At 68.3% G+C, this 23,305-nt stretch carries 21 protein-coding genes and 1 pseudogene; 9 read left to right on the top strand and 13 right to left on the bottom strand.

The genetic code is table 11. From position 1 onward, the window contains the following. Positions 1-10: 10 nt before the first annotated feature. On the top strand, positions 11-712 hold the full coding sequence (locus ACZ5CR_RS31410) for a GntR family transcriptional regulator (protein WP_468863636.1): 702 nt from the start codon (positions 11-13) through the stop codon (positions 710-712). Positions 713-731: 19 nt separating this feature from the next. Here ACZ5CR_RS31410 and ACZ5CR_RS31405 read toward each other — a convergent pair whose 3' ends face one another. The 9 genes from ACZ5CR_RS31405 to ACZ5CR_RS31365 all read right to left on the bottom strand — a co-directional run bounded on the left by ACZ5CR_RS31405 (position 732) and on the right by ACZ5CR_RS31365 (position 11,302). Further along, positions 732-1,766: a hypothetical protein gene (locus tag ACZ5CR_RS31405; protein WP_468863633.1), complete on the bottom strand. Its 1,035-nt coding sequence runs from the start codon at positions 1,764-1,766 to the stop codon at positions 732-734. Next, positions 1,763-3,514, bottom strand: coding sequence for a CotH kinase family protein (locus ACZ5CR_RS31400; RefSeq protein WP_468863630.1), 1,752 nt, complete (start codon positions 3,512-3,514; stop codon positions 1,763-1,765). Before ACZ5CR_RS31400 ends, ACZ5CR_RS31405 begins: the two co-directional genes overlap by 4 nt. 96 nt (positions 3,515-3,610) lie before the next feature. Continuing rightward, positions 3,611-4,177: a hypothetical protein gene (locus ACZ5CR_RS31395; protein WP_468863628.1), complete on the bottom strand. Its 567-nt coding sequence runs from the start codon at positions 4,175-4,177 to the stop codon at positions 3,611-3,613. Between the two features lie 34 nt (positions 4,178-4,211). Then, a complete protein-coding gene (locus ACZ5CR_RS31390; protein WP_468863627.1) occupies positions 4,212-4,643 on the bottom strand; it encodes a hypothetical protein in 432 nt (143 codons plus the stop codon). A gap of 33 nt (positions 4,644-4,676) precedes the next feature. Further along, positions 4,677-5,492, bottom strand: coding sequence for a hypothetical protein (locus ACZ5CR_RS31385; RefSeq protein WP_468863625.1), 816 nt, complete (start codon positions 5,490-5,492; stop codon positions 4,677-4,679). 57 nt (positions 5,493-5,549) lie between these two features. Next, complete coding sequence (locus ACZ5CR_RS31380) at positions 5,550-6,101, bottom strand: hypothetical protein (RefSeq protein ID WP_468863622.1); 552 nt, start codon at positions 6,099-6,101, stop codon at positions 5,550-5,552. A 20-nt stretch (positions 6,102-6,121) separates the two neighbouring features. Continuing rightward, on the bottom strand, positions 6,122-7,498 hold the full coding sequence (locus ACZ5CR_RS31375; RefSeq protein ID WP_468863620.1) for a phenylacetate--CoA ligase family protein: 1,377 nt from the start codon (positions 7,496-7,498) through the stop codon (positions 6,122-6,124). Positions 7,499-7,708: 210 nt separating this feature from the next. Next, positions 7,709-9,235, bottom strand: a complete 1,527-nt coding sequence (locus tag ACZ5CR_RS31370) for a pyridoxal phosphate-dependent decarboxylase family protein (protein WP_468863617.1) — start codon at positions 9,233-9,235, stop codon at positions 7,709-7,711. A 753-nt stretch (positions 9,236-9,988) separates the two neighbouring features. After that, the gene (locus ACZ5CR_RS31365) at positions 9,989-11,302 is read right to left on the bottom strand and encodes a phytase (RefSeq protein ID WP_468863857.1); all 1,314 of its coding nucleotides are present in this window, start codon (positions 11,300-11,302) and stop codon (positions 9,989-9,991) included. 640 nt (positions 11,303-11,942) lie between these two features. On the opposite strand from ACZ5CR_RS31365, the gene ACZ5CR_RS31360 reads away from it, so the two are divergent. From ACZ5CR_RS31360 to ACZ5CR_RS31350, 3 genes are read left to right on the top strand one after another with little or no spacing between them, the layout of a single operon-like run. Next, entirely contained in the window at positions 11,943-12,260 is a 318-nt protein-coding gene (locus tag ACZ5CR_RS31360; RefSeq protein ID WP_468863614.1) for a hypothetical protein, read from the top strand. After that, complete coding sequence (locus tag ACZ5CR_RS31355; RefSeq protein WP_468863612.1) at positions 12,257-14,446, top strand: bifunctional polysaccharide deacetylase/glycosyltransferase family 2 protein; 2,190 nt, start codon at positions 12,257-12,259, stop codon at positions 14,444-14,446. Before ACZ5CR_RS31360 ends, ACZ5CR_RS31355 begins: the two co-directional genes overlap by 4 nt. A gap of 2 nt (positions 14,447-14,448) precedes the next feature. Then, complete coding sequence (locus ACZ5CR_RS31350) at positions 14,449-15,576, top strand: LCP family protein (RefSeq protein ID WP_468863610.1); 1,128 nt, start codon at positions 14,449-14,451, stop codon at positions 15,574-15,576. 47 nt (positions 15,577-15,623) lie between these two features. Here the strand turns inward: ACZ5CR_RS31350 and ACZ5CR_RS31345 are convergent, their stop codons facing one another. From ACZ5CR_RS31345 to ACZ5CR_RS31335, 3 genes are all read right to left on the bottom strand, one after another. After that, a complete protein-coding gene (locus ACZ5CR_RS31345) occupies positions 15,624-15,758 on the bottom strand; it encodes a hypothetical protein (protein ID WP_468863608.1) in 135 nt (44 codons plus the stop codon). A gap of 40 nt (positions 15,759-15,798) precedes the next feature. Beyond that, on the bottom strand, positions 15,799-16,785 hold the full coding sequence (locus tag ACZ5CR_RS31340) for an endonuclease/exonuclease/phosphatase family protein (protein WP_468863855.1): 987 nt from the start codon (positions 16,783-16,785) through the stop codon (positions 15,799-15,801). A 143-nt stretch (positions 16,786-16,928) separates the two neighbouring features. Continuing rightward, complete coding sequence (locus tag ACZ5CR_RS31335; RefSeq protein ID WP_468863606.1) at positions 16,929-17,561, bottom strand: M15 family metallopeptidase; 633 nt, start codon at positions 17,559-17,561, stop codon at positions 16,929-16,931. 117 nt (positions 17,562-17,678) lie between these two features. Here ACZ5CR_RS31335 and ACZ5CR_RS31330 point away from each other — a divergent pair, with 117 nt between their 5' ends. From ACZ5CR_RS31330 to ACZ5CR_RS31315, 4 genes are all read left to right on the top strand, one after another. Next, entirely contained in the window at positions 17,679-18,362 is a 684-nt protein-coding gene (locus ACZ5CR_RS31330) for a response regulator transcription factor (protein ID WP_468863603.1), read from the top strand. Then, positions 18,355-19,482 carry a sensor histidine kinase gene (locus tag ACZ5CR_RS31325; RefSeq protein WP_468863601.1) on the top strand — a complete coding sequence of 376 codons (1,128 nt, stop codon included), beginning with the start codon at positions 18,355-18,357 and terminating at the stop codon, positions 19,480-19,482. Before ACZ5CR_RS31330 ends, ACZ5CR_RS31325 begins: the two co-directional genes overlap by 8 nt. Positions 19,483-19,604: 122 nt before the next feature. Further along, on the top strand, positions 19,605-20,339 hold the full coding sequence (locus ACZ5CR_RS31320) for a S1 family peptidase (protein ID WP_468863854.1): 735 nt from the start codon (positions 19,605-19,607) through the stop codon (positions 20,337-20,339). A gap of 189 nt (positions 20,340-20,528) precedes the next feature. Continuing rightward, positions 20,529-22,121: a class I adenylate-forming enzyme family protein gene (locus ACZ5CR_RS31315; protein ID WP_468863599.1), complete on the top strand. Its 1,593-nt coding sequence runs from the start codon at positions 20,529-20,531 to the stop codon at positions 22,119-22,121. Here ACZ5CR_RS31315 and ACZ5CR_RS31310 read toward each other — a convergent pair. Further along, positions 22,111-22,317: pseudogene (locus ACZ5CR_RS31310) on the bottom strand (CorA family divalent cation transporter); the annotation flags it as partial. The gene ACZ5CR_RS31315 and the pseudogene ACZ5CR_RS31310 sit on opposite strands and share 11 nt — an antisense overlap. 310 nt (positions 22,318-22,627) lie before the next feature. Between ACZ5CR_RS31310 and ACZ5CR_RS31305 the strand changes: the two are divergent. Continuing rightward, positions 22,628-23,068, top strand: a complete 441-nt coding sequence (locus ACZ5CR_RS31305) for a hypothetical protein (protein ID WP_468863597.1) — start codon at positions 22,628-22,630, stop codon at positions 23,066-23,068. Positions 23,069-23,305 lie beyond the last annotated feature (237 nt).

Raw genomic sequence — 23,305 nt, 5'->3', positions numbered from 1 at the left:
ACCGACCCTCATGGCCGCCCAGCGCAACCGCGCTCCGTCCGCCGCGTCCGCCGCACCTGCCGCCCTGCCGAGCCTGGGCGGGACGCGCAGCAGCTACCGCGAGCGGGTGGCGGACGCGCTCCGTGCCGCGCTCATCGCGGGCGAACTGCGCGCGGGCGAGGTCTACTCGGCCCCCACCCTCGCCGTGCGCTTCGGCGTCTCCGCCACACCCGTGCGCGAGGCCATGCTCGACCTCGCCAAGGAGGGGCTCGTCGACACGGTGCCGAACAAAGGCTTCCGGGTCACCGCGGTCTCCGAGAAGCAGCTCGACGAGTACAAGCACATCCGCGCGCTGATCGAGATCCCCACCACGGCGGAGCTCGCCACATCGGCGGACCCCGCCGCGCTCGAGGCACTGCGCCCCGTCGCGCAGGAGATCGTCACCGCGGCGGCGGACGGCGACCTCATCGCGTACGTAGAGGCCGACATCCGCTTCCACCTCGGTCTGCTCACGCTCTGTGGCAACGACCACCTGGTCGATGTGGTCGGCGACCTGCGCAAGCGTTCACGCCTGTACGGACTCCAGGCACTGGTCGACGCGGGCCGTCTGGAGGCCTCGGCCGAGGAGCACCTGGAGATCCTCGACGCGCTGCTCGCCCGTGACGAGGACGCCGTACGCGCGGTGATGACCCGCCACCTCGGTCACGTACGGGGCCTGTGGGCGGCCGAGTGACTCAGCTGAGCGGCTCGGCTCAGTGGTTGTTGTCGCCCGGGATCAGGAACAGATGGATCGACTGGTCCTTGGCGCGGTACCGCGTGCTGCCCGGGCCCTTCTTCGCCCGGTCGGACACGATCACCACGTGGTCGGACGAGACCCACGACACGCCCTCCGGGTTGCCGTAGACCCTGCGGCCCTTGCTGTCGGTGGGCAGGCGGTGCACCGTGCCCTCATCGACCACCTGCCACTTCTTGGGGGAGAGGCGGCCCACCCACAGCGCGGACGACGCCTGCGACAGGACGGCGATCCGCCCGTCGTCGCGCACGGACACACTGCTGTAGTCCTCGAAGGGCAGCGACTCGGGCAGCCTGATCGTGCCCGTGTTGATCCAGCGTTTGCCGCCGTGCCGGAAGACCTGGATGCGGCCGCCGCCCGGCGTCCTGCCCTTCTTGCCGCCCTCGCAGCGGTTTCCCTCGCACAGGGCGAGGAGATAGCCCGTGCCCGAGCGGTCGACCCACTCCAGGCCCTCCATGCCCTTGTTGGCGTCCGCCAGATCGAAGTCGAGGTGCGCGGAGCCGATGGGGCGCAGCTTCGCGTCGTACTCGTGGACGCGGGCGCGGTAGCCCTTGGGCTTGACCCGTTCGGCCTCGCTCAGCGTGAAGTAGCGGTCGTTCACCTCGTCGTGGGCGAGATCCTCGTACCCTTTGTTCGCCGCCGAACTGCCCTTGGTCTTCCCCTTGTTGGCAGCCTTGTCGCCGGCCTTGCCGCCGGTCTTGTTGCGGCTGAGGACGCCGTTCTCCGGCGCCTTGGGCGACAGTTCGCTGCTGACCCGGATGAGGGAGGGCAGGTTGTCGCAGACGATCAGGAAGGCGCCGTCGCGGTAGAGGACACCGCTCGCCTCCAGGCGCTTGCCCGCGCCGTCGCCGATCAGCTCCTGGATCTTGGCTTCCTTGACCAGACGCAGCTCGTGCGCCTTCTCGACCTTGGGGTCGGACTTGGTCTTGCTCTTGCTCTTGGTCTTGCTCTTGACCTGGGCCTTGGCCTTCGCCGACTTCTTGGGTGCGGTCATGAGGGCAGTACCTCCATCGCGGCCGGGAACGCCGCCCCGCTGGCGCCGTTCGGATAGGTCTTGCGCAGCTCGGCAAGCTGCTGACGTGCGTGGTCGTAGCGCATGCGCGTGTAGTGGAAGATCCCGAGCGTGAACTGCGAGCCGCGGCTCAGCTCCCACTGGCGGTACCCGGCTCGGTACACCTCGTCGTTGGTGAACTGCCGCCCGGTGAAGGGCTGTCCGTGCTGGCTCGTGGCCTCGCCGTACGCGGCGGACGAGATGAGCTGCCACAGGCCGTCGGTCCTCCCGGAGCCCTCCGCGCCGAGCAGCGCGGCGACCCGCTCGGGGCCGAACTCCGTGTCCAGGAGGTATTCGAGGTGGTCGAGGTAGTACTGGCAGAAGTCGTGGTGCCGCAGCAGGTTGGTGAACAGCGGCAGGCGCGACACCTCGTGCGGCGCGTGCGCGATCCGGCAGTAGTTCCGGCTCATCGCGGGCCAGTCGAGCAGGTCCGTGTACTGCCACTGCGTCGAGAAGAAGTCGATGCCCGAGCTGTTGTCGTAGTCCCACGGGATGAACGTGAAGTACGGGCGGGCCATGAACCCCGTCGGGTCGCCGAGGTGCCCCGAGTTGTAGAGGTAGTAGTTCGACGGTGTGGCGAAGTAGTTGTCCCAGCTGCCGAGGAGGACGTTGGCGCCCGCCCAGCGCAGGAACGCGGGCACGTTGAGGACCTGCTCCACCGATGCGCGGAACGCATCGGACGCGAACCGGTCTTCACCGCCTGCGAGTTTGACGCCGTTGACCGTCCGGACGAGGGTGGCGAGGTCGTCGTACGTACTGGATGAAGGAACGTCCTCGTTCGTCTTCAGACGGTACGTGCGGTCGTCCGCCAGGCTGCCCGCGGTGAAGTACTGCCGGCCGCTGTCGGCGCCGTCCGTGCCGGAGCGGTGCTCCAGGGTCGCGCAGCCGACGTCGCCGCAGTACGCCTTGTAGAGGTTGCCCTCGGCGTTCTTGCCGAAGTGGTCCTTCAGGAACTTCTTGTCGACCTGCTCGATGACCGAGAAGAGCCCCATGTAGCGGTCGTTGATCGAGAACGTCGCGTACGTGTGCTGCGCCGCCGGGATGCCCGCGCGCTCAAGGAGCCGCCAGGCGACGGCCTCGCGCATCTGCGACGGGTCGTTGTACATCGCCTTGAGGTTGACCCGCTCCATGCCGAAGAGCCGGTCCTCGCTCTCGCCGATCTCGAAGTCGATCTTCCAGGAGCGCTTGGGCGCGTGGGCCGTCAGGTTGCCGCTGTTGACCATCGAGAACGACGGTGTCGCGAGCAGCGTGTCGTCCGGGGCGCCGCTCTTGGCCAGGGTCAGCCGGGCGCCCTGCGGCGCCTGCATCACCTCGTCGGCCGTCAGGACGCCGGGCGGCCAGCCGGTGACCTTGACCTGATACATGTCCTGGGCGAAGAACTCCGCCTTGTTCTGGGCCGAGTTGAGAAGCTCGTCGACGATCCGCCCGATCGCGGTGAGCTGCCCGCCCGCGTCCAGAAGCACGAGGCTGCCGTCCGCGGAGGGGCCGGACGTGGCCGACTGCTCGGCGAGCAGGAGGTCGTACAGGGCGCTGAACTCGGCCTTCGTGCGCAGTGCGGAGTCGGAAGGCCCCGCTGTCGCATTGGCGGCCTCGGCGAGCCGCCGCCCCTTGCCCTTCGGCAGCGCGGAGACGGCGATGACCTGATTCTTGAACGCGTCCCGAAATGTGCCCTTGCCGATGATCCTGTCCACGGCGGCCCTCCTTGGGGTCCCTGGGGTGAACCTTTCTCTCTACGCCCGGTGACGCATGACCGCCAGACCGATATCCGGCCTGGCGGTCGCGGCCCGTCAGACCCCGAGGATCCGGATCGACGGGTGGATGGCCGTGTTCAGGTACAGCTTCTCCTTCTTGCGGTCCTGCTCCAGCTCCATCACGAGCCGGTACCTGTGCACGCCCGGCCTTGCGGTGCTCAGGACCGTGCCGGCCCAGTAGTAGTAGACCGGCGTGTACGGGGAGCGCATGCGGTCCGGCATGCCGTAGATCTTCAGCTCGGTGAAGATCTTCCGCTCGGCCACGTCCTCCTCGTCACCCAGCTCGGTGTCGAGGAACGTGATGTTGTTGATCTTCGGCATGGGAGGCCAGGTGCCGTCCGGGCGCTTCTCCATGTCGAGCGGTCGCACGATCCAGTTCAGGACCTGGCCCTGCTTGCAGACCGTCTCCAGGGACGACGTGCCCTGCCCCTTGCCGCCGATGCTGTTGTCCATCATGTACATCGAGTCGCTCAGTGAGCCCGTCTCCGCCGCCCGCTCCATGTTGATGAGCGTCACGATGTTCAGCTGGACCGAGTTCAGCTGTCCCGGGTTCTGCTTCTGCTGCACGCCGCCGGTCGACTTCTCCTGCACGCTGCTGGTCAACACTCCTCCTTCACGTACGCCGTCATGCCCGGTCCTAGCCGATGAGGGACGACGACAGGGTGGTGGCGATCGATTCGTCCCTCGTGCCCAGCTTGAACGAGATCTGGTACGTGACGTTGGCCGCGTCCTTCTTCACCGTGCCGGTCCAGTACGCGACGTCGGTGCCGGGGTAGACCTTCCGCTCCGGTACGCAGATGGAGCTGTCGATCTCGATGCCGTCGATGGCGACATACGCCTCACACTCCAGCGCGAGCGCGTTCCACAGGAGCGTGTCGCCCTTCTTCGCGCGCGTCTGCAGTTCCTCGGTGCCGAAGCCGGTGGATCCCACGGACTTGGCGGTGTCGTACATGTACAGGTGGCCCTGCATGTTGCCTGCTGCCAGGGCACCCACACAGTCCACAACGGCGGTGATGGAGATGGGCCGCTTCGCGGCGCTGGTCTCCCGCCGCTTGGGCGTGGTGGTCATCTGCTCCTCCTTCTGGCTGAAGTCCGTGCGGGGTCAGGGAGTGCCGGGGCGCGTACCCGCACCCGGAGGGATGGGCAGCATGCCCATGCCCGCCTTGGTGAAGGCGTTCCGCCGGGGCTCGGAAGTGATCTTGAGGGTCGAGGGACAGACCAGGTCGACGGCCTCCCAACGCATTTCGCCGTTGAGTCCGACCAGCTTGTGCAGCTGGATGCGCATCACGTAGGAGTAGGTGCCGGGCCGCGAGGTGTCGACCGTCGCGGACCAGTACCAGCCGTCGGTGACCAGGTCGGGTGAGCCGTACTCCGCCGGATACATGATCTTCGAGTCGACGGCCTCGCCGTAGATGTCGGTGATCACCGGGGCGGGGTAGGTGTACGCGGCCGTGTTCTCCTCGGTGAGCACCTTGCCGGTGACGTCCAGGATCTTCTGCCCGGACAGGCGGCCGCGCGTGCGCCGCGTGGTCTTGACGCGGGCACCGACGGTCTTGCGTACTTGGCTCAGCTGCTCCTGCTGGTCGTTGCCCGCGACCGACGACTTGCTCGCGAGGTCCTGCAGATCGGCCAGGGCCTGCTCGTCGGTCTGCCGCGCCCGGTCGAACTCGTAGCCGCGAGGCACGGTCGGCGGGATGGAACCCAGGCTGTACGGAAGCCAGTTGAGCACCTGCTCGCTGGCCTGCGATCCGTCCCTCCAGTAGGAACCGTTGATCGATGTGACGAGCTCGCCGGTCCCCTGGTTGGTGGAGCCCTGCAGCTTCATATTGTCGAACAGGTAGGTGTTGCCTTCGAGTGACTCGGACTCCAGCGCATTGCCGACGTCCACGAGCACGATGATCGCCAATTGTTGGGGCATGTTTCCGCCTTCGTCGCCGCTACTTGGTTCCCGGCCCTTGCCGTCGCGCTCCGGCTGCTACTGCTGGCACATCAACGCGGGTGTGTCGACGTACATGACGCTGTTCTCGCCCTCGTACATCTGGAGTTCCAGGCGGTACTGGTAGGCCACTCCCGGCGTCAGCCAGCTGGGCACCACGCCCGTCCAGACGTCGAGGTCGAGCTTGTCGCCCTCGACGTGGTTGCCGCCCTGAGCACCCTGCGCCTGGCCGTGGGACTGGCCGTGGCGCTGGCTCTGGGACTGGCTTTGCGACTGACTCTGGGACTGGCCCTGCGTCTGGCCCTGCGTCTGGCTCGCGCCCTGGCCCGAAGCCCGGCTCTGGCCGTTGTTCTGGTCCGCGGGCACGAACGAGATGTTCTTGATCTCGACCGGGGTCTGCAGATCCACGGCCAGGGCGGACCACGAGACGACCTGTCCCGGCCTGACCACGGTGCACAGGTCCGGCGTCCCCTGATGGGCACTGTTGTGCCCGCCGTCGTCCATCATGCAGAGGTTGCCGTTGAGCAGCGTGCTGCCCGAGAGCGCTCCGATGACGTCGACGACCGCGATGATGTTGACTTGCGGCTTCATCCTCACTCCTCCTGTAGGCGCTAACCCCGGTCCCGCACCAGCGGGACCTTGCCGACGGCCGTCCGCTCGATCTCGGCCGAGAGGCGGGGCACGAACTTGAGCTGGAAGCTGTACCCGGTCTTCTCGATCGACGCCGGGTTCGCCTCCCCGTGGTTGAACAGCGAGAGGGAACGCGGCAGGGCGTTCACGAACGTCTGCTGGACGCCGTAGGGGCCGAGGGCCGTGTCCGTCCGGTACGACGCGCCGAGCACGTCGTCGACCGAGGCGAGCAGCGTGATGGTCCTGCTCTCGCGGTGGTTCACGAACTGCACCTCGTGCGCCACCGCGTCCAGGTCCACCGCCTCGGCGGCCTTGAGCTCGTCGCGCAGAGCCTCGTAGGCACGGGCGGCGGAGTACTGGCTGTCGTTGATGTGGAGCACGTCGCCGGTGCGGCCCGCGAACTCGAACCGCTGGGTCTTCAGTCCGGGGCCCTCGGTCCTGGGCCGCCGGATCATCCGGTCGCCGAGCTTGAGCCGCAGGAGCGGCGCCTCGTGCGCGTGCAGGCGTGTGACGACGAGCTCGCCCTCCTGGCCCTCGGGAACCCAGTGCCCGTTCTCGTCGACGATCTCGATGAAGTGCAGGCCGGGCACCGCGGACAAGTAGGGCGACGCGGCATCCAGTTGCAGGCCGATGGTCTCCGCCTGGGTGGCGGCGAAGTAGCTGAGGATCGCCAGGTTCGGGTAGAGCGCCTGAAGCTCGACCCGCTTGCGCTGCGAGAGCACCCCGCTGCCGTACAGGGCGACGCGGAAGCTCTCCCTGGACTCCTTGCGCATGCCCACGCCGAGCTCGCTCAGGATCCCGATGCCCGCGGAGATCCCCATCAGGGCCTTGGGGCCCTTGTAGGAGAACATGTGCTCAAGGACGGGGGCCGTGACGGGACCCGCGCCGACGTAGTTCACGCCGGGCACGCGCTGCAGCACACCGCCCACCATCGTGCCGCTGCTCCACATCTGGTAGTCGGCCAGCGTGGTGAAGAGCCACTTGGGGTCGGTGCCCATGAGATGTCCGGCGAGCTGATACGTGCCCATGAAGCGGCCGGCGATCTCGTACGTGTCCTTCAACTCCCGCAGGGAGTAGACGACTTCGATCGGACGGCCGCCGCTGGTGCCGCCACTGGCCACGATCTCGAACTCGCCGCGGGTCAGGGGCACCACCATGCCGGGGCGTGACTCCATGAAGAAGTCGCGCTGGATGTCCTTGTCCGACAGCGGGATCCGCTGCCACGCCTCGTACGTCTCGGGGGCGCGTACGGTGCCCGCGTTGCGCAGCCGGTCGCGCCAGAGCGGGTTGAGCATCGCCGTGTTCACCATTTGCTGCAGGCGACGCAGTACGACGGCTTCCTGAACCTCGTACGACACCTCGCTGTACGGTGTCTGGCATACCCGTTCGCATTCACGTAACTTTCCGGCGAACGAAGGCAGCGCCGTTACGGCTTCAATTGATTCCGGAAGTAACTCCCAGTCCGGGATGAGCCAGTTGGCCAGTTCGCGGGCGCCACCGGGCGCCGGTGTGACCGGCGGAACGTGCGTGGCCTGTGGAACTTGCGATGTACTCAACATCCGTCCCCTCTAAGCTGTTTCTGTTCCCGCTTCGCTGCTGAGCAGGTCCTGACCTGTCCCTCTGATTTCCGAGATCAGCATCCGGAAGTGTTCGCCGGTGATTTCGTGGTTCATCATGACCACGCGCAGTGCGGCCACCCCATCGACGTTCACTTTGGAGATGAAGAAGTTTCCCTGGAGTTTCACGCGGTTGCGTATGGCGATCTGGAGGCGATGGATGTCCTCTTTCCTGATCCCGGCCGGGTGATATCGGAAGCACAGAATGTTCGCTTCCGGACGGTGCACCGCCTCGAAGTCGGGATCGGCCTTGACGATCCCGTACGCTTCCTCCGTCAATTGGCAGAGATACTCGATCTTCTCCGCGAACAAGGCCGGCCCGTACATGGCCCAGAGCGACCACAGGGTCATGATCATCGGCCGTTTCGTGCACTCGAAGTTCTTGCCGCCGCTGTCGTACGCGGTGTATATGTCCGGCTCCTCGTCGAACACATAACTGGCCTTCTGCCGGAACGCGGTGAGGCTCGCCTCCTTGTCCCGGTAGAAGAGCATCGTGCAGGGCGCGGGAACGAACATCATTTTGTGCGCGTCCCAGGTCAGGGAATCCGCCTTGTTGATTCCCCGCAGCTTTTCGCGAAGCGTGTCCGAGACCAGGAGACTCGCTCCGTGGGCGCCGTCGACGTGCAGCCAGAGATCCCTCTCCGCGGCCAGCTCCGCGAGTTCGTCGATGGGGTCGAAGGCACCCACCGACGTGCTGCCCGCCGACGCGACGAGGCAGAACACCTTCAGGTTCTGCCGCTCGGCCGCCTCCAGGGCGGGCCGTGCGTCGGCCACACAGATCTGGCCCCGGCTGTTCAGCGGCAGCCGCACGAGCTGCGCCTCGCCGATGCCCATCACACCGGCCGCCCGCGCGACGCTGTAGTGCACGTCGGCGCCCACCGCGATGGCGGGTCGCGGCTGGCCCCGCAAGGAGGATCCGCCCTCCGACCAGTAGCCGGGCAGCTTCTGGTTGCGGGCCGCCAAGAGCGCGGTGAGGTTGGCCAGGGACCCACCCGACGTGGTCACCATGGTGAACCGGGCGGGATCCCAGCCAATGAACCGGTTGAGTTCATCGGCCATGATCCGCTCCACCGCGTTGGGCAACTGGGCCGCCTCGTAGAACGAGGCCGGCTGGTTGACCACCGAGCTGACGAAGTCGATGACGCCGGCGAGCGGTACGACGCCCGAGAACTGACGGCCCATGTACCCGGGCGAGTGCACCTGGATGCCGGTCCTGATGTACAGGTCGATGATCCCTGCCAGCTTCTCCTCGTCGAACGCCGCGACCTTCTCGCGTTCGGTCGTCATCAGGGCTTTCGCCGCCGCCGACAACGTCGCGGGATCGGTCAGTTCGAGGCCCCTGATGGAGAGGTCGGAAAGGTGCTTCTCCAGCTTCGAAAGTGCGGTTTCGGAACTTTCCCGGAACAGTTGGGCGTCAAATGCTTCTAGCAGTAGTCCGCTCCCTGCGGAAGCGGGGTCGTTCGGCCGAGTTTCCGTCACGGGGGTCTCCTTCGTGAAGTCCCTGTGTTGCCCAACGTGAATGTGTGGGGCGGACGCAACCTGCGCAGAGTCCCGAGTCTTTGAACCTGCCTACGGAAGAAGGACTTCATTGCGACGGAACGGAGCCGGCTGGTCGAACCGGACAGCACCATCTGCGCCGGCGGCGGGCGTTCGGCCGTCGCCGCACGGATTCCCCCGAAAGAACAGCCGCTGGTTTACGGCGCTGCGCGTACCCCCCGGTATTCGCGCAGCGCCGACTTGATCGGCGAATCCCCCCTCGTGCCCCTCGTGATGCCCCTCGTGGTTCCCCCCACGTGGAGAACCGTAGAGCCAAAAGTTTCGAGCAGGTGACTCTTCCAATGGTCTGTCCAAAAATGGTGACGCGGATCTGATAGGGCGTCAACTCTGTGTGACCTCAACTGGTTTCACACGTACCTCATGGGTCAGGTGACGTACTCCATTTTTGGACAGGGGGCAGGTGTGTCGATTCCGGGCCGGGCCAGCGGTGCAAGGGGGGAGCCGCGAAAGGAACGAGTCAAAGGCGGGGGAATGGTGTCATTGTCATGTGCCGGACGAGTGCACCGCATGGCGGACGAAGGGAGCGTCTTATTCTGTGTGGTGGGAATTCAGGCCATCACCGGATCCACTTTAATTGGTCGCTATTTCAACTGGAAAAAAGCGTTGTCCGCATCGAAGAAAGGAGGGTGGCGACCCCTATGGGGCCGCCACCCTCCTCGCTCGTCTGCCGGTATGTCAGTCGTCGACGGCGTCGAGCACGTCACCCAGATCCACGAACTTGAAGTCCGTGGAGGGCCTTTCGGGGTCGCCGGGTGCGTCGTGACCGTCCTGCACGACGAGCAGTCCGTGCGGGTACGTCGAGCCGAGCGGCTCGTTGAGCACCGCGGCGCCGTCGCACTCCTCGGAGCCGTCGAGCGCGGAGGAAGCGGCGGTGACGCGGAAGCCGCCCTCGTACTCGTTGCGCTCGGACAGCTCGCGGTCGTAGGCGGCGAACGTGTCGTCACCCTGGCTGGAGGCCAGCAGGTAGCCGTCGCCGCCGTCCTGGTTCAGCAGCGTCAGGCCCTCGACGTCGGCCGTGAGGTGCTTGCCGCCGTAGCCGGGGTCGGCGCCCGCGACGCACTCCTCGGTCGATTCGTCATACGTTCCCGGTACGCCGAACTCGCGCACCTTGTCGGCCAGTTGTGGCTTGCCCGTCAGATCCGCGCGCAGCCGCCAGATACCGACGTCCTCCTGGCCCGCGTACAGCGTGCCGTTGGCCGGATCCACGACCATCCCCTCCACCTGCGGCTGCTCGTCCGGCTCACCGCACGGCGACCACGAAGTGCCGTTCGGCAGACGGAAGTCGGCGGGCAGGTCGAGCGTGCGGACCTTGCGGTAGCCGACCGTGCCGCCGTTCTTCGGCGTCAGCTCGAGAAGTGCGATGCGGGTCCGCTCCCGCTGGCTGACCAGGGCGTAGGACCGGCCCGTCGACCGCTCCGTCCACGTCGCGAGACCGTACGCGGTGCGCTGCTCGTTGATCTCGTCCTGCGAGGACGAGAAGACGGGCGCCGCGGACGGGTCGGTGACATCGGTGAGCGGGCCGCCCGCGCGGTCCCGGTCGATGCGGTAGACGCGCAGCCGGTCGCTGCCGCGGTCACTGGTCACCGCCAGGTCCGCACGGCCCGACGACAGGCGCAGACCGTGCACCAGGTCGACGTTGTTGAAACGGCCGGGCGCGTCATCGGGCTCTGGTGCGGCGGGCGCCGGGACGGACTGCACCTCGCGCGCGTGGAGGTCGTACACGCGAAGGCCACCCTGCTTGGCGGTCGCGACGACCAGGCTGCGGTCCGGGTCGGCGGGGTTGCGCCAGATCGCCGGGTCGTCGGCGTCGGCGTCGCCGCCCGCTTCGTCGTCGTGCAGGGAGGGGGTCTCGGCGCGAGGCTCGACGGCGGGAAGTGCCGTGGCCGCCAGGGCGCCGGAGCTCAGGGGGACGGTCGCGGCAAGCGCCGTGACGGCGGCTACCAGGGCGAGTCGGCCGTGAGAGAGCCGATTTCTGCGGGACTTGGCCATGAAGGGAATCCTCTCTGTCATGGATCTGTCATGGACAGTGTTACGGGCGAGTAATGACAGAGAGCACTCTGTGATCTTGCCGTGAAGGGTTCCTGGCAGGTGGGGCGTCGCCCAGCGGGCCGTGAGGTGAACGGGCGGTGTCGCCGCTTACCGGCTCCACAGCTGAAGGCAGCTGAATTGTTGCCCCGTAAACGGCCTGTTGCCGCGCCTTCCGGGTGACCGGCGCCACGGCCCGTTCGGGGGTGCCCGACTCCGTCCGCCCGAGTAGGGTCGGGGGCTGCGTGATGGCTGACGGCCGCACCCTGGCCTCCCGGCCCTTGTGAGGGCCCATGCGTGCATGGCCTTCCCGGCCCCACCCGGGAAGGGCGCACCGCGTGCGCGCGTACGGGAAATCTCCGTACGCGCAGGGCACCGGGATGCGGCTCCGACGTCTCTCGCGGGCAGTACGTCTCACCAGCAGTACAGCGGACCCCCGGGCCCGTACCCCCCACACAAAGAGTCGCGCGTGCGCGGCCGCAGATCAGGAGCACCAGTGCAGGGCATCCCCCACATAGCCAGCACACCGCACGACGGGCGATGGTCGTCCATACCCCCGTGCCCGCCGAGCGCGCCCGGACGGGCGCAGCATCCGAGTCGGGACATGACGCAGCGCGTGCCGCACCAGGCGGCGGCGCCTCGTATGCCCCCGGTGGCAAGGCGCCCACAGGCCGCCGCCCCTCAAATCCCTGTATTCATCGACCATTCGGGCTGGCGCAGGCGGACGCTGCAGGGCATGGCGGTGGTCGTCGGTGTCGCCTGCCTCGGGTATCTGCTGTTCGTCACAGCGCTGATCAGTGGACTCCGGCAGCCGGTCGGCACGCAACCGCCGAGCATGAACGGAACGGCGCCTTCCGGCCCGGACGCAGGTCAGCCTCCGGCCGACAGATCCGACCCGCCGGCCGGAGGCCCGAAGCAGTGAGCAGGCGCGCTGAGGGCGTCCGTCGCCCGCCGCGCGGACACTGGCTCGTGCTCCTGCTCGTCCTCCTGGTGGTCGCCGTCACCCTCCTCTTCGAAGGCTGGACGACCCACCAGGTCGACGCCGCGCGCACCAAACCGCTGTGCACCAGGCCGATCCCGCGCCAGGCGGACGACGGGAAGCCGCTGCTGCGGTTCGGCCCCACGGGGGCGGCCGCCACCGCGGCCATGCCCCCGCGGACGGTCGCGCTCACCTTCGACGGCGGGCCCGACCCCGAGTGGACGCCGCGCCTGCTCGACCTGCTGCGCAGACACCACGCGCACGCGACCTTCTTCGTCTACGGGAAGGACGTGGCCCGGCACCCGAAGCTGATGCGGCGGATCGTTCGCGAGGGCCACGAAGTCGGCTCGTACACCTACAGCGGCGGAGACCTGGGCGTGGCGTCGCCGCTGCGCGCACGCCTCGAACTGTCGCTCACCCAGTCCGCTCTCGCGGGTGCGGCGGGCATCAACACCACCCTGCTGCGGCTGCCGCACACCACGGCCGCCGACACGCTCTGCGGTGCCGAGTGGACGGCCGCGCGGGACGCGGCGGGGCAGGGGTACCTGGTGGTCGCATCGGACTACAAGGACCGTAAGCCGTGGCGGGGCCTCGTGAGTCAGCACAGCCAGACCGACCTGGGCTACCGCGAGGCCGAGGACCTGCTGCGGGACCGCGGCGTGAAGCGGTTCACCACGGTCAGCGGCGGCCTCGACCGTCCCTCCTTCCTCGCGCAGGCCCCGGTCGGCCAGGAGGTCAAGGGCGTGGGCTTGCTCTGGTCGCAGCGGCTCGGCCGGGCGTTCCTCACCGTGATGGTGTGGACGCTGACCCTCACGGGTGTGCTCGGCGTCCTGCGGATGCTCCTGTTCATGGTGTTCGCCCGGCTGCATGTGCGCAGGCTCCACCGGTACCGGCCAGGCGCACCACGCCTTCGCGAGGTGCGGGACCCGGTGACGGTCCTGGTGCCCGCGTACAACGAGGAGGCCGGTATCGCCTCCACCGTGTACTCGCTGCTCGCCTCCACGCACCCGCACTTCCAGATCATCGTGATCGACGACGGCTCGACCGACGCCACCGCCGACATCGCCGAGGGCATCGACGATCCGCGGGTGACGGTGATCCGCCAGCCCAACGGCGGCAAGCCGAGCGCCCTCAACACCGGTCTGGGATACGCCCGGCACGACATCGTCGTCATGGTCGACGCGGACACCATCTTCGAGCCCGAGGCGCTGGCCCGCCTCGTCCAGCCGCTCGCCCACCCGGCGGTCGGCGCGGTCAGCGGCAACACCAAGGTCGGCAACCGGCGCCGCCTGCTGGGCAAATGGCAGCACCTGGAGTACGTGCTCGGCTTCAACCTCGACCGCCGGATGTTCGAGGTCCTGGAGTGCATGCCGACCGTTCCGGGGGCGATCGGCGCCTTCCGCAGGGACGCGCTGATGGGCGTCGGTGGCGTCAGCGACGAGACCCTGGCCGAGGACACCGACCTCACGATGGCGCTCTGGCGGGCCGGATGGCGCGTCGTCTACGCGGAGTCCGCGGTCGCCTGGACCGAAGTGCCCAGTACCCTGCGGCAGTTGTGGCGCCAGCGCTACCGCTGGTGCTACGGCACCCTCCAGTCGATGTGGAAGCACCGTCACGCGGTGACGGAGGTCGGCCCCGCCGGACGCTTCGGCCGCCGCGTGCTGCTCTACGTCACGCTGTTCCAGATCGTGCTTCCGCTGTGCGCTCCGGTCGTGGACATGTTCGCCCTGTACGGGGCGCTGTTCCGAGACCCCGTGGAGGCCGGACTCGTCTGGTTCGGTTTCCTCTCCGTCCAGTTGGTCACCGCCGCGTACGCGCTGCGGCTCGACCGCGAACGGCTGCGTGTGCTGTGGGTGCTGCCGCTCCAGCAGTTCGTCTACCGGCAGTTGATGTACCTCGTGGTCATCCACTCCGTGACCACGGCGCTGCTCGGCACGCGCCTGAAGTGGCACAGCATGCTCCGCACCGGAACCGCGGACCCGTATCTGCTCGATGCGCCGATCGAGGCGCCGCCCGGAGAAATGTCCGGAGAGATGTCCGGAGAGGGGCCCGGCGATCCGGTCGACGACGGAGCAGGGAACCGGCGAGGGACCGTGCGAGTCGGACCCGGTAATGACCAAGGGAGTTGACCATGGCAGACGCGCTTGACCAACGGGCCGAAGAGGACCCGTACGCGGCCCCGAACGGCTCCTCCACCGCGCGTGAGCGGTTCGCCGACCGCCCGAGCTCCCACTACGGACCCCGGCGCGCCCACGCCCGGCAGCCGAAGAGGCGAAAGCGGCTGCGGCGGGTGGTGCTCGTCCTGCTGGCCTCCGTGGTCGTCGCGGCGGGCGGCACCTACGGCTGGGCCGAGACCCGGCTCGACCGCGACGTCGACCTCGGCGCGTACGGGGACCGTCCGCCGCCCGGCGAGGGCACCAACTACCTGGTCGTGGGCTCGGACAGCCGCGACGGGCTCTCCGAGGGCGACGTGCGGGACCTGCACGCCGGAGGGGGCGGCGGACGGCGCACCGACTCGATGATGCTGCTGCACACCGGCGCCAACGGAAGCAGCATGGTCAGCCTGCCGCGCGACTCCTGGGTCACTCTGCCCGGCCGCCTCGACACGACGACGGGCAAGACGAAGAGACCCGAGGGAGACAAACTGAACGCCGCGTTCTCCTACGGCGGCCCCGAACTCCTCGTACACACCGTCGAGCAGAACACCGGCCTCCGCATCGACCACTACGCGGAGATCGGCTTCGCCGGGTTCGTGAACATCGTCGACGCCATCGGCGGCGTCCGGATGTGCCTGGACCGGGACATCAAGGACAAGAAGTCGGGCGCCGACCTGCGCAAGGGGTGTCACACCCTGAGCGGCAGGCAGGCGCTCGCCTTCGTCCGTCAGCGGCACCAGGAGAGGGAGGGCGATCTGGGCCGGTCGAAGAACCAGCAGAAGTTCCTGTCGACCCTCGCCCACCAGGCCGCCCGCCCCGGCACTCTCTTCGACCCGACGGAGATCGGCCCGGCCATGGAGGCGGGGCTCGACACGCTCATCGTCGACAAGGACATGAGCCTGCGCGATCTCAGCGAGATGTTCCGCGCCGTGCAGAGCGTCTCGGGCGGACACGGCAAGCGGATCAACGTGCCCGTGTCCGGCTTCGGGGTCCCCACGTCCAAGGGCAACGTACTGAAGTGGGACGCGAAGAGGTCGACCCGGCTCTTCGACGACTTGCGGCACGACCGCGTGGTGACGGAGATGGGCGAGTCGCGCCGGTAGCAGCGGCACGGCCTATGGCACGGCCCACGGTCGGCCTATGGCACGGCCTACGGCACCCGCTCAACTGCCTTGGTCTCGACCTTGATGAGCGGCGCGTCCCGGGTGAACTCCCGGAACCTGACGCTGTAGTACAGGCCGCGCGCCTGGGGGTGCCCCGGCGCCCCCAGGCAGGCGACCGTCATCTGAGCGGCCCCGGCCGCCCGCGCGGAACGGGCGCGCCCCTCACCACCTGATGCCGGCCGCCACCGGCCGGTGATCGCTGCCCGTGGCCGGAAGGACCCACGAGCTTTCCGGCTCCACGCCCCGGACCAGGATCTGGTCGATCCGCGCCACCGGGAACTTCGCCGGCCAGCTGAAGCCGAAGCCGTCCCCGGCCGACTCCTGGGCCGAGCGCAGGTGAGAGGTGATGCCGGCGAACGCGCGGTCGTCCATGGTGCCGTTCAGGTCACCGAGCAGCACCATCCGTTCGTTGTGCTCGGCGGCGACGGCCTCGGCGAGCGCCTGCGCGCCGCGGTCCCGGTCGTCCGTCCCGAAGCCGCTCTTGGGAAGCACCCGCACGGACCCCAGGTGGGCCACGTACACCGCCAGCGGACCCCGGTCCGTGGCCACCGTGGTGCGCAGCGCCCGGTTGTCGGCCATCTTGGCCTCGGTCGGCTTGGTGTCCCCCAGCGGCCCGACGTCCTGCTCGGTGTCGACCGGCCGGGTGTCCGACAGCGGCAGCTTGCTCCACACCCCGACCGTGCCCAGCACCGTGTGGTGCGGATACGCCTTCGCCAGTTCCTTCTCGTACAGCGGCTTCGCCTGTGGGGTGATCTCCTCCAGGGCCAGCAAGTCCGCGCCGGAAGCGGCCAGTTCGCGGGCGGTGCCGACCGGGTCGGGGTTGTCGGCGTCGACGTTGTGACCGGCCACAGTGAGATCGCTGCCCGAGGAGTGGGACTTGTCGACGAGCAGCCCGCCGAAGAGGCTCAGCCACACCGCGGCCGGTATCAGCAGCGCGAGAACCGCGGAGGCGGAGCGGCGCCACAGTGCCCCGGCGAGGAGCAGCGGAATGAACAGGCCGAACCACGGCAGGAAGGTCTCCAGCAGGCTGCCGAGGCCCCCGCGGTCCGTGAACTGTGCGTGCAGCAGCATGAGCAGGCCGAGGAGCAGCGCAAGCGCCGAGAGCACCAGGCCGCGCTTCCAGGGCCCCGGACGGGAGCTGATGCGGATGGCCCGGCTGCGGATGGCCCGGCGGATGATTCTCGCGCGCCAGGTACCGGCGCCGGTGTCCCGGCGGTCGGCGCCCTCCTGACCGGTCTGCTCCTCTGCATCAACATCAACCCGCACGATCGTCTGTCCTGGCTCACTACCGGTCACTTCTGCATCCTCGGGTCCTGGGTGGGGTCGGCGTACATCTGCGGGCAGCCGTCATCGATCGCTTCTGGGTGCAGCTCGTAGTGCCAGGGTTCGTTCCGGTAGATCTGGCAGAGCCCGTACTCGGGGCCGTGTTCGGACAGCCACGACGTCGCGTTGGAGCGTCCGATGTCGACCGCCTCTCCCGACACGTGAGGAGACGTCTTGGCGGTGGCCACCCACCGGGCTGCCTCGTCTTCGGACCCGTACTTGGCGACCGCCTCGCGAAGAAGCCGGTCCTGGTATTCGGGGGAACGCCAGCCGCTGTTGACGGAGAAGGAGACTCCGTCGCCCTCGGCATTCTTCGCGGCCCGGCGGATGGCCTCCAATAACTCCGGATCGAGCTTGGCCACGGCCGGAATACCGTCGTCGAAGACTGTCGTGCCGTCGGGAACGGCGCCGTCGGCCTCGCCCAGCGCACCACCTTCCTCACCGGGAGGACCTTTCGAAGGTGATGCGGCAGGGGAATTCGAGGAAGTCGAGGCAGACGAGGAGGACGAGGAATTCTGTGCCTGATAGCCGAGGGTCGCGGCGACCGCTGCCGTGGCGGCTATGAGGCCGACAACAAGACGCCGCTGAATCCGGGACGTCATGGTTCGCGCTGATGGCAGGGTGTGATTCATGCCGCCAGTCAAGGCGGCGAGGTGTTGTCGGCTCGTATGGGATTTTCGATACGCCGACGATATGGACCGGCTCGTAGCATCGAGAGCATGCGTGTGTTGATCGTCGAGGACGAACCCTTTCTGGCGGAAGCCATTCGCGACGGCCTGCGGCTGGAGGCGATCGCGGCCGACATCGCAGGTGACGGCGGCACGGCGTGGGAACTGCTGAGCGTCAACGCCTACGACATCGCTGTCCTCGACCGCGACATCCCGGGCCCGTCCGGTGACGAGATCGCCCGACGCATCGTCGACTCCGGCAGCGGCATGCCGATCCTCATGCTCACAGCGGCCGACCGCATCGACGACAAGGCATCCGGGTTCGAGCTCGGTGCCGACGACTACCTCACGAAACCCTTCGAACTCCAAGAACTGACGCTCCGGATCAGAGCACTCGACCGCAGACGCGCCCACCACAGACCGCCCGTGCGGGAGATCGCGGGTCTGCGGCTCGACCCGTTCCGCCGCGAGGTCTACCGGGACGGCCGCTATGTCGCGCTGACCAGGAAGCAGTTCGCCGTACTCGAAGTCCTCATCGCCGCCGAAGGCGGTGTCGTCAGCGCCGAGGAACTCCTGGAACGCGCGTGGGACGCGAACGCCGACCCGTTCACCAACGCCGTGCGCATCACGGTCTCGGCACTGCGCAAACGGCTCGGCGAACCCTGGACCATCGCCACCGTGCCGGGCGTCGGCTACCGCATCGACTCCGGATGTGGGGGAGAGCAGCGTGGATAGGCAGCCTGGTGTGAGCGTCCGCGTCAAACTGACCCTCAGCTACGCCGGGTTTCTCATGCTGGCCGGCGCGCTGCTGTTGGCGGCGGTGTGGGTCTTCCTCCTGCGCTACGTCCCCGACCGGGCCATGCTCATCAACCCCGACGACACCCCCGGAGGAGTCTTCCCCGTCAGGTCCGAACTCCTGCGCGTTTTCGCCCCGAGGGCGGCTGCGGTGATGGCGATCCTGCTGGTTTTCGGCCTCGGGGGAGGGTGGCTCCTCGCCGGCCGCATGCTCGCCCCGCTGACCCGCATCACGCACGCCGCCCGCATGGCCACCGGCGGATCGCTCTCCCACCGAATCCGGCTGTCGGACAGGAACGATGAGTTCCGAGAACTCGCCGACGCCTTCGACGCGATGCTCGCCCGGCTCGAATCACACGTCGCCGGACAGCAGCGATTCGCAGCCAACGCCTCTCACGAGTTGCGGACTCCGCTGGCGATCTCGAAGGCACTGCTCGACGTGGCCCGCACCGATCCGGACCACGACACCGGCGAACTCGTCGACCGTCTTCACGCCGTCAACACCCGGGCCATCGCCCTCACCGAGGCACTGCTCCTGCTCAGCCGAGCCGACCAGCGGTCCTTCATCCGCGAACACGTCGACCTGTCCCTCATGGCGGAAGAAGCCACCGAGACACTCCTGCCCCTCGCGGAACAACACGGCGTAACCCTGGACACCGGCGGTGACATCGCCCGCACGAGCGGATCGCAGGCGCTCCTGCTGCAGCTGACCACGAACCTCGTGCACAACGCGATCGTCCACAACCTGCCTGAACAGGGCAGCGTGTGGGTCCATACCGGCGTCGGGACCGGCGTCGGGACGGGCGTCCGCCCCGGGACTGTGGTGCTCACAGTCGAGAACACCGGCGAGCAGCTCACCCCGAAGATGGCCTCGACACTCACCGAACCGTTCCGGCGCGGCACCGAACGCGTACACGCCAACCACGCGGGAGCCGGCCTCGGCCTGGCGATCGTCGACACCATCACCCGCGCACACGACGGAACGCTCACCCTCGCCCCGCGCCCTGCCGGTGGACTCCGTATCACTGTGGAACTACCCGCGACGACCCCGCCCCGTTGAGATCGCTCGAAGCCATTCGAAATCATTCGAAACTATTCGAAGCCATTTGGAACCATTTGACTCTGCCGGGTATCTATCCACCAGTACGGCCGGTATCCCGAAGAGAGGAGCTGCTCCGGATGGTGCTTCGTCGACTCCGAGTTTCGCTGACCGCTCTACTGCTGCTGGTGACGGGCGCGGTGATGTCGTCCGCGCCGGCCTCCGCCGTCATCGGCGGGTCGAAGGCTACGTACGCCCCCTGGGCGGTGCGCATGCTTGTCGACGGCAAACCGGCGTGCACCGGGACGGCGGTCACCCGCCGGTGGATCCTGAGCGCATCGCACTGCTTCTTCGAGCAGGGACAGCCGGTCGCCGCCAAGCGGATCTCGTTCCGCGTCGGCGACCTCGACATGCGCAAGGGCACCACGGTCCACCCGCTGCCCGGGAAGCGCGCGGGGAGCGCCAAGGCCGACATGCTGCTCATCAAGGTTCCGAAGATGAAGATCCGCCCGGCGCGGCTGTCCACGGCTCCTGTCCACCCCGGCCAGGACGTGCGCCAGTACGGGTGGGGCGCCACCTGCACCGGCGATGAGAACACCTGTCAGTCGCCGGTGCTCAAGCAGTCTCACCTGCGAGTCGTAAGGCCCGACGACCCCCGGTGCGACGGTTACACGACACCGGGCGGCTCGGACTTCTACATGAAGAAGGTGTCCGGTATCCCCGCAGGCGGCGACTCCGGAGGCCCGGTGATGAGCATCGCCCCACGCGGGAAGGAGACCCTGCTCGGTGTCTTCGACGGCTCCGACCGAGAGAAGATCGCCGAGGCCGGGGAGATCTCCCAGCAACTCGCCTGGATCCGCTCCGTCGTCCGGCGGTAGTACGGGGCGCGAGAGCCGACGGCCCGTCCCGAAGCGGGGCATAGTACTCCGGCAGCCGATGGCCGAAGTTGCCCCCTGTGCGGCCACAGCCTCTGAGCGGCATGTTTGCATATGCCCATGATCATTAACGCGCAGCAAACACAGGCGCAACAAACAGACGCGCAGCGAACATCCGAGCCGAGTACGTACGTGGACCGCATCCTGGAGCACTGGCACACGGACGAGGACGTCGAGGCGCTCGTCCAGGGTGCGCAGCGGCTCACTCGGGGGGAGGCTCGGCGACGGCTCTTCCGGTTGGGGCACGCGCTGCGCGGCCAGGGGCTCGAACCCGGCGACGGAGTGGGGCTGTTCCTGGCCAACCGTGTGGACTCCGTCCTCGTGCAGCTCGCGGTCCATCTCATCGGCTGCCGCGTCGTGTTCCTGCCGCCCGAGCCGGGGCCCGGGGAGCTCGCCGCGCTGGTCGAGCAGTCCCGGGCGCGCGCCGTGGTCACCGACCCGCTCTTCGCCCAGCGGGCCGCCGACGCGGCCGGCCGAAGTGTCCACGCGCCTGTGCTGCTCAGCCTCGGGCCCTGCGAGCAGCCGTGCACGGACCTGCTGGCCCTGGAAGCCGAATGCCCGGCGGTGCGCCCCGAGGGCGTGCCCGCCCCGGGAGCGGACGAGGCCGTCACCGTCCTCTACACCGGCGGCACTCTGGGCCGCCCCAAGCTCGCCGCGCACAGCCACCGGCTCTACGACGCGCTGGTGGACTTGGTGAAGGACGCCCCGCAGGACTCCCGCCCCGCGGTCTTCCCGACCATGAACGCGGGCACGGACAGGGTCCTCGCCTCCACCCTGCTCACGCACGGCAGCGGCCACCTCACCTCGGTGCAGGCCCTGGTGACAGGTTCCGTCCTCGTCGTACTGCCCGAGTTCGAGGCGAGTGCGGCGCTGACGGTGCTGCGCGAGGAGCGGATCACCGCCACCATGTTCGTGCCGCCGATGCTGTACGCGCTTCTCGACCACCCGGAGTGCGTGCCGGGCGCTCTCCCCGCGCTGCGCCGGATCGCCGTCGGCGGCGCGGCCTCGTCACCAAGTCGGCTGCAGCAGGCGGTCGAGGTCTTCGGGCCGGTGCTCAGCCAGGGCTACGGGCAGTCGGAGGCGCTCGGTATCGCCGTGTTCGGTGCGGACGAACTCGCCTCGAAGGGAGCCCAGAGGCCCGAGCTCTGGCGCAGCTGCGGTCGCGCGATTTCCGACACTCGGATCGAGATCCGTGGTGAGGAAGGCGAGGACAGCGCCGTGGCGCTCCCCGTCAGGCAGGTCGGCGAGGTGTGTGTCAGTGGCGAGACGGTGATGCTCGGCTACTACGAGGACCCGGAGCGCACCGCGCAGGCGCTGCACGACGGCTGGTTGCGCACCGGGGACATGGGCTACCTCGACGCCGAGGGATACCTCTATCTCGTCGACAGGGCCAAGGACATCATCGTCACCGGCAGCACCAGCGACAACGTCTACTCCAGGGTCCTGGAAGACTTCCTGCTCACACTGCCCGGCGTACGCAACGCGGCGGCCCTCGGCGTGCCCGACGAGGAGTTCGGGGAGGCCGTACAGATCTTCCTGGCCACGGCCGAGGACACGGACGTGGACCCGGACGCGGTCGGCGCGGCGGTGACCGCCGAGTTGGGAGAGTTGTACACGCCGCGCAAGACGGTGCTCCTTGACCGGCTGCCGACGACCAAGGTCGGCAAGGTGGACAAGAAGGCGCTGCGCGCAGAGTGGACGAGCGGGGCCATGGCTACGCCGTAGGCGCCGCCGTGCCAGGCGGCTCGTCCGTCCTTCCCTGCAGCCAGCCCCGCCGCTTGAAGATGAAGTACAGACTCACGCACACCGCCGCCATCAGCGGAATCGCGAACGGATAGCCGAACGCCCAGTGCAGCTGCGGCATTTCGTCGAAGTTCATGCCGTAGGTCGTGCCGACCAGCGTGGGTGCGAACAGGATTGCCTGCCTGTTGATGCGGCCGAATCCTCCCCAGCCGCCCCCCAATAGGGCTTCATTCTCCCCAGATCCTCCCCAGATCCTCCCCAGCGAGGGGCGCTCCGGGAGAGGCATCGCTCCTGGTCGAGTCCGGTTCCCGGCTCTTCACGGCGGCTACGCCAGGTATCTGAGGGCGCTTGGCCGGGAGGGCGCGCGCCGAACAAGCGCCGCGCCTGAAGCACGTGTGTCGTCGATGAAGCCAGCCTGGTGTCGCAGCGCTGTTGGCCGGCCGGGGCCCTGGTGCGTGGGTGGCGGCCGGGCAGGCTAGTTTGCCTGGATGAGTCTTCTTGATGATGTGGCTGAGCGCGACGGCTGGCGATGCTGGGTGTGTGACGAACCGGTCGACCCCGACGAGTCGGTGAACGACCCGCGGGGGCCCAGTGTCGACAGCCGGACCGCCGATCGGAAGGCCAAGGTCGCCGAGCGGCTCGCGCACCGCGGGTGCAATAGCCGCAAGGGTGCGGTCAAGGTGGTCATCGCCTGGCCGGAGCGCCTGTACGTAGTCGAACCCGCGCCGCTGATCGCCGTTGCCGACAGGCTGGAGCGCAAGGGGGGCCGCGAGATGGTGGGCCGTTGTCCGACCAGGAAGGACGCCCAAGAGGCGGCGGATTGGCTGGTGGACCGGTTCTCCCGACTGCTACCGGGGGTGCCGGTGACCGCCGGCGTCGAGGCGGGCGGCGGCCAGTTCCTCGTCATCCTGACCACCGGTCGCCGCTGATCGGGGATCACCCCTCAGCCAAAGACGGCCGACGCCGGGGCGCAGTGGCCGGAGAAGGCGAACGGGCCTGCGACGCCCCGCCATCAGCAGTACGCAGCAGTGGGGGGGGGGGGGGGGTGCCGGGGGGGGGGGGGGGGGGAGGGGGTGGGGGCGGGGGGGGGGGGGGGCTCGGGGAGGTGGGCGGCAGTACTGCAAACCCACAAAGACAAGGGTGTGCAAGGGGAAAGTTTTCTGGTT

Source organism: Streptomyces sp. NPDC031274, assembly GCF_055570235.1.
This window is presented reverse-complemented; position numbering and strand designations above follow the sequence as displayed.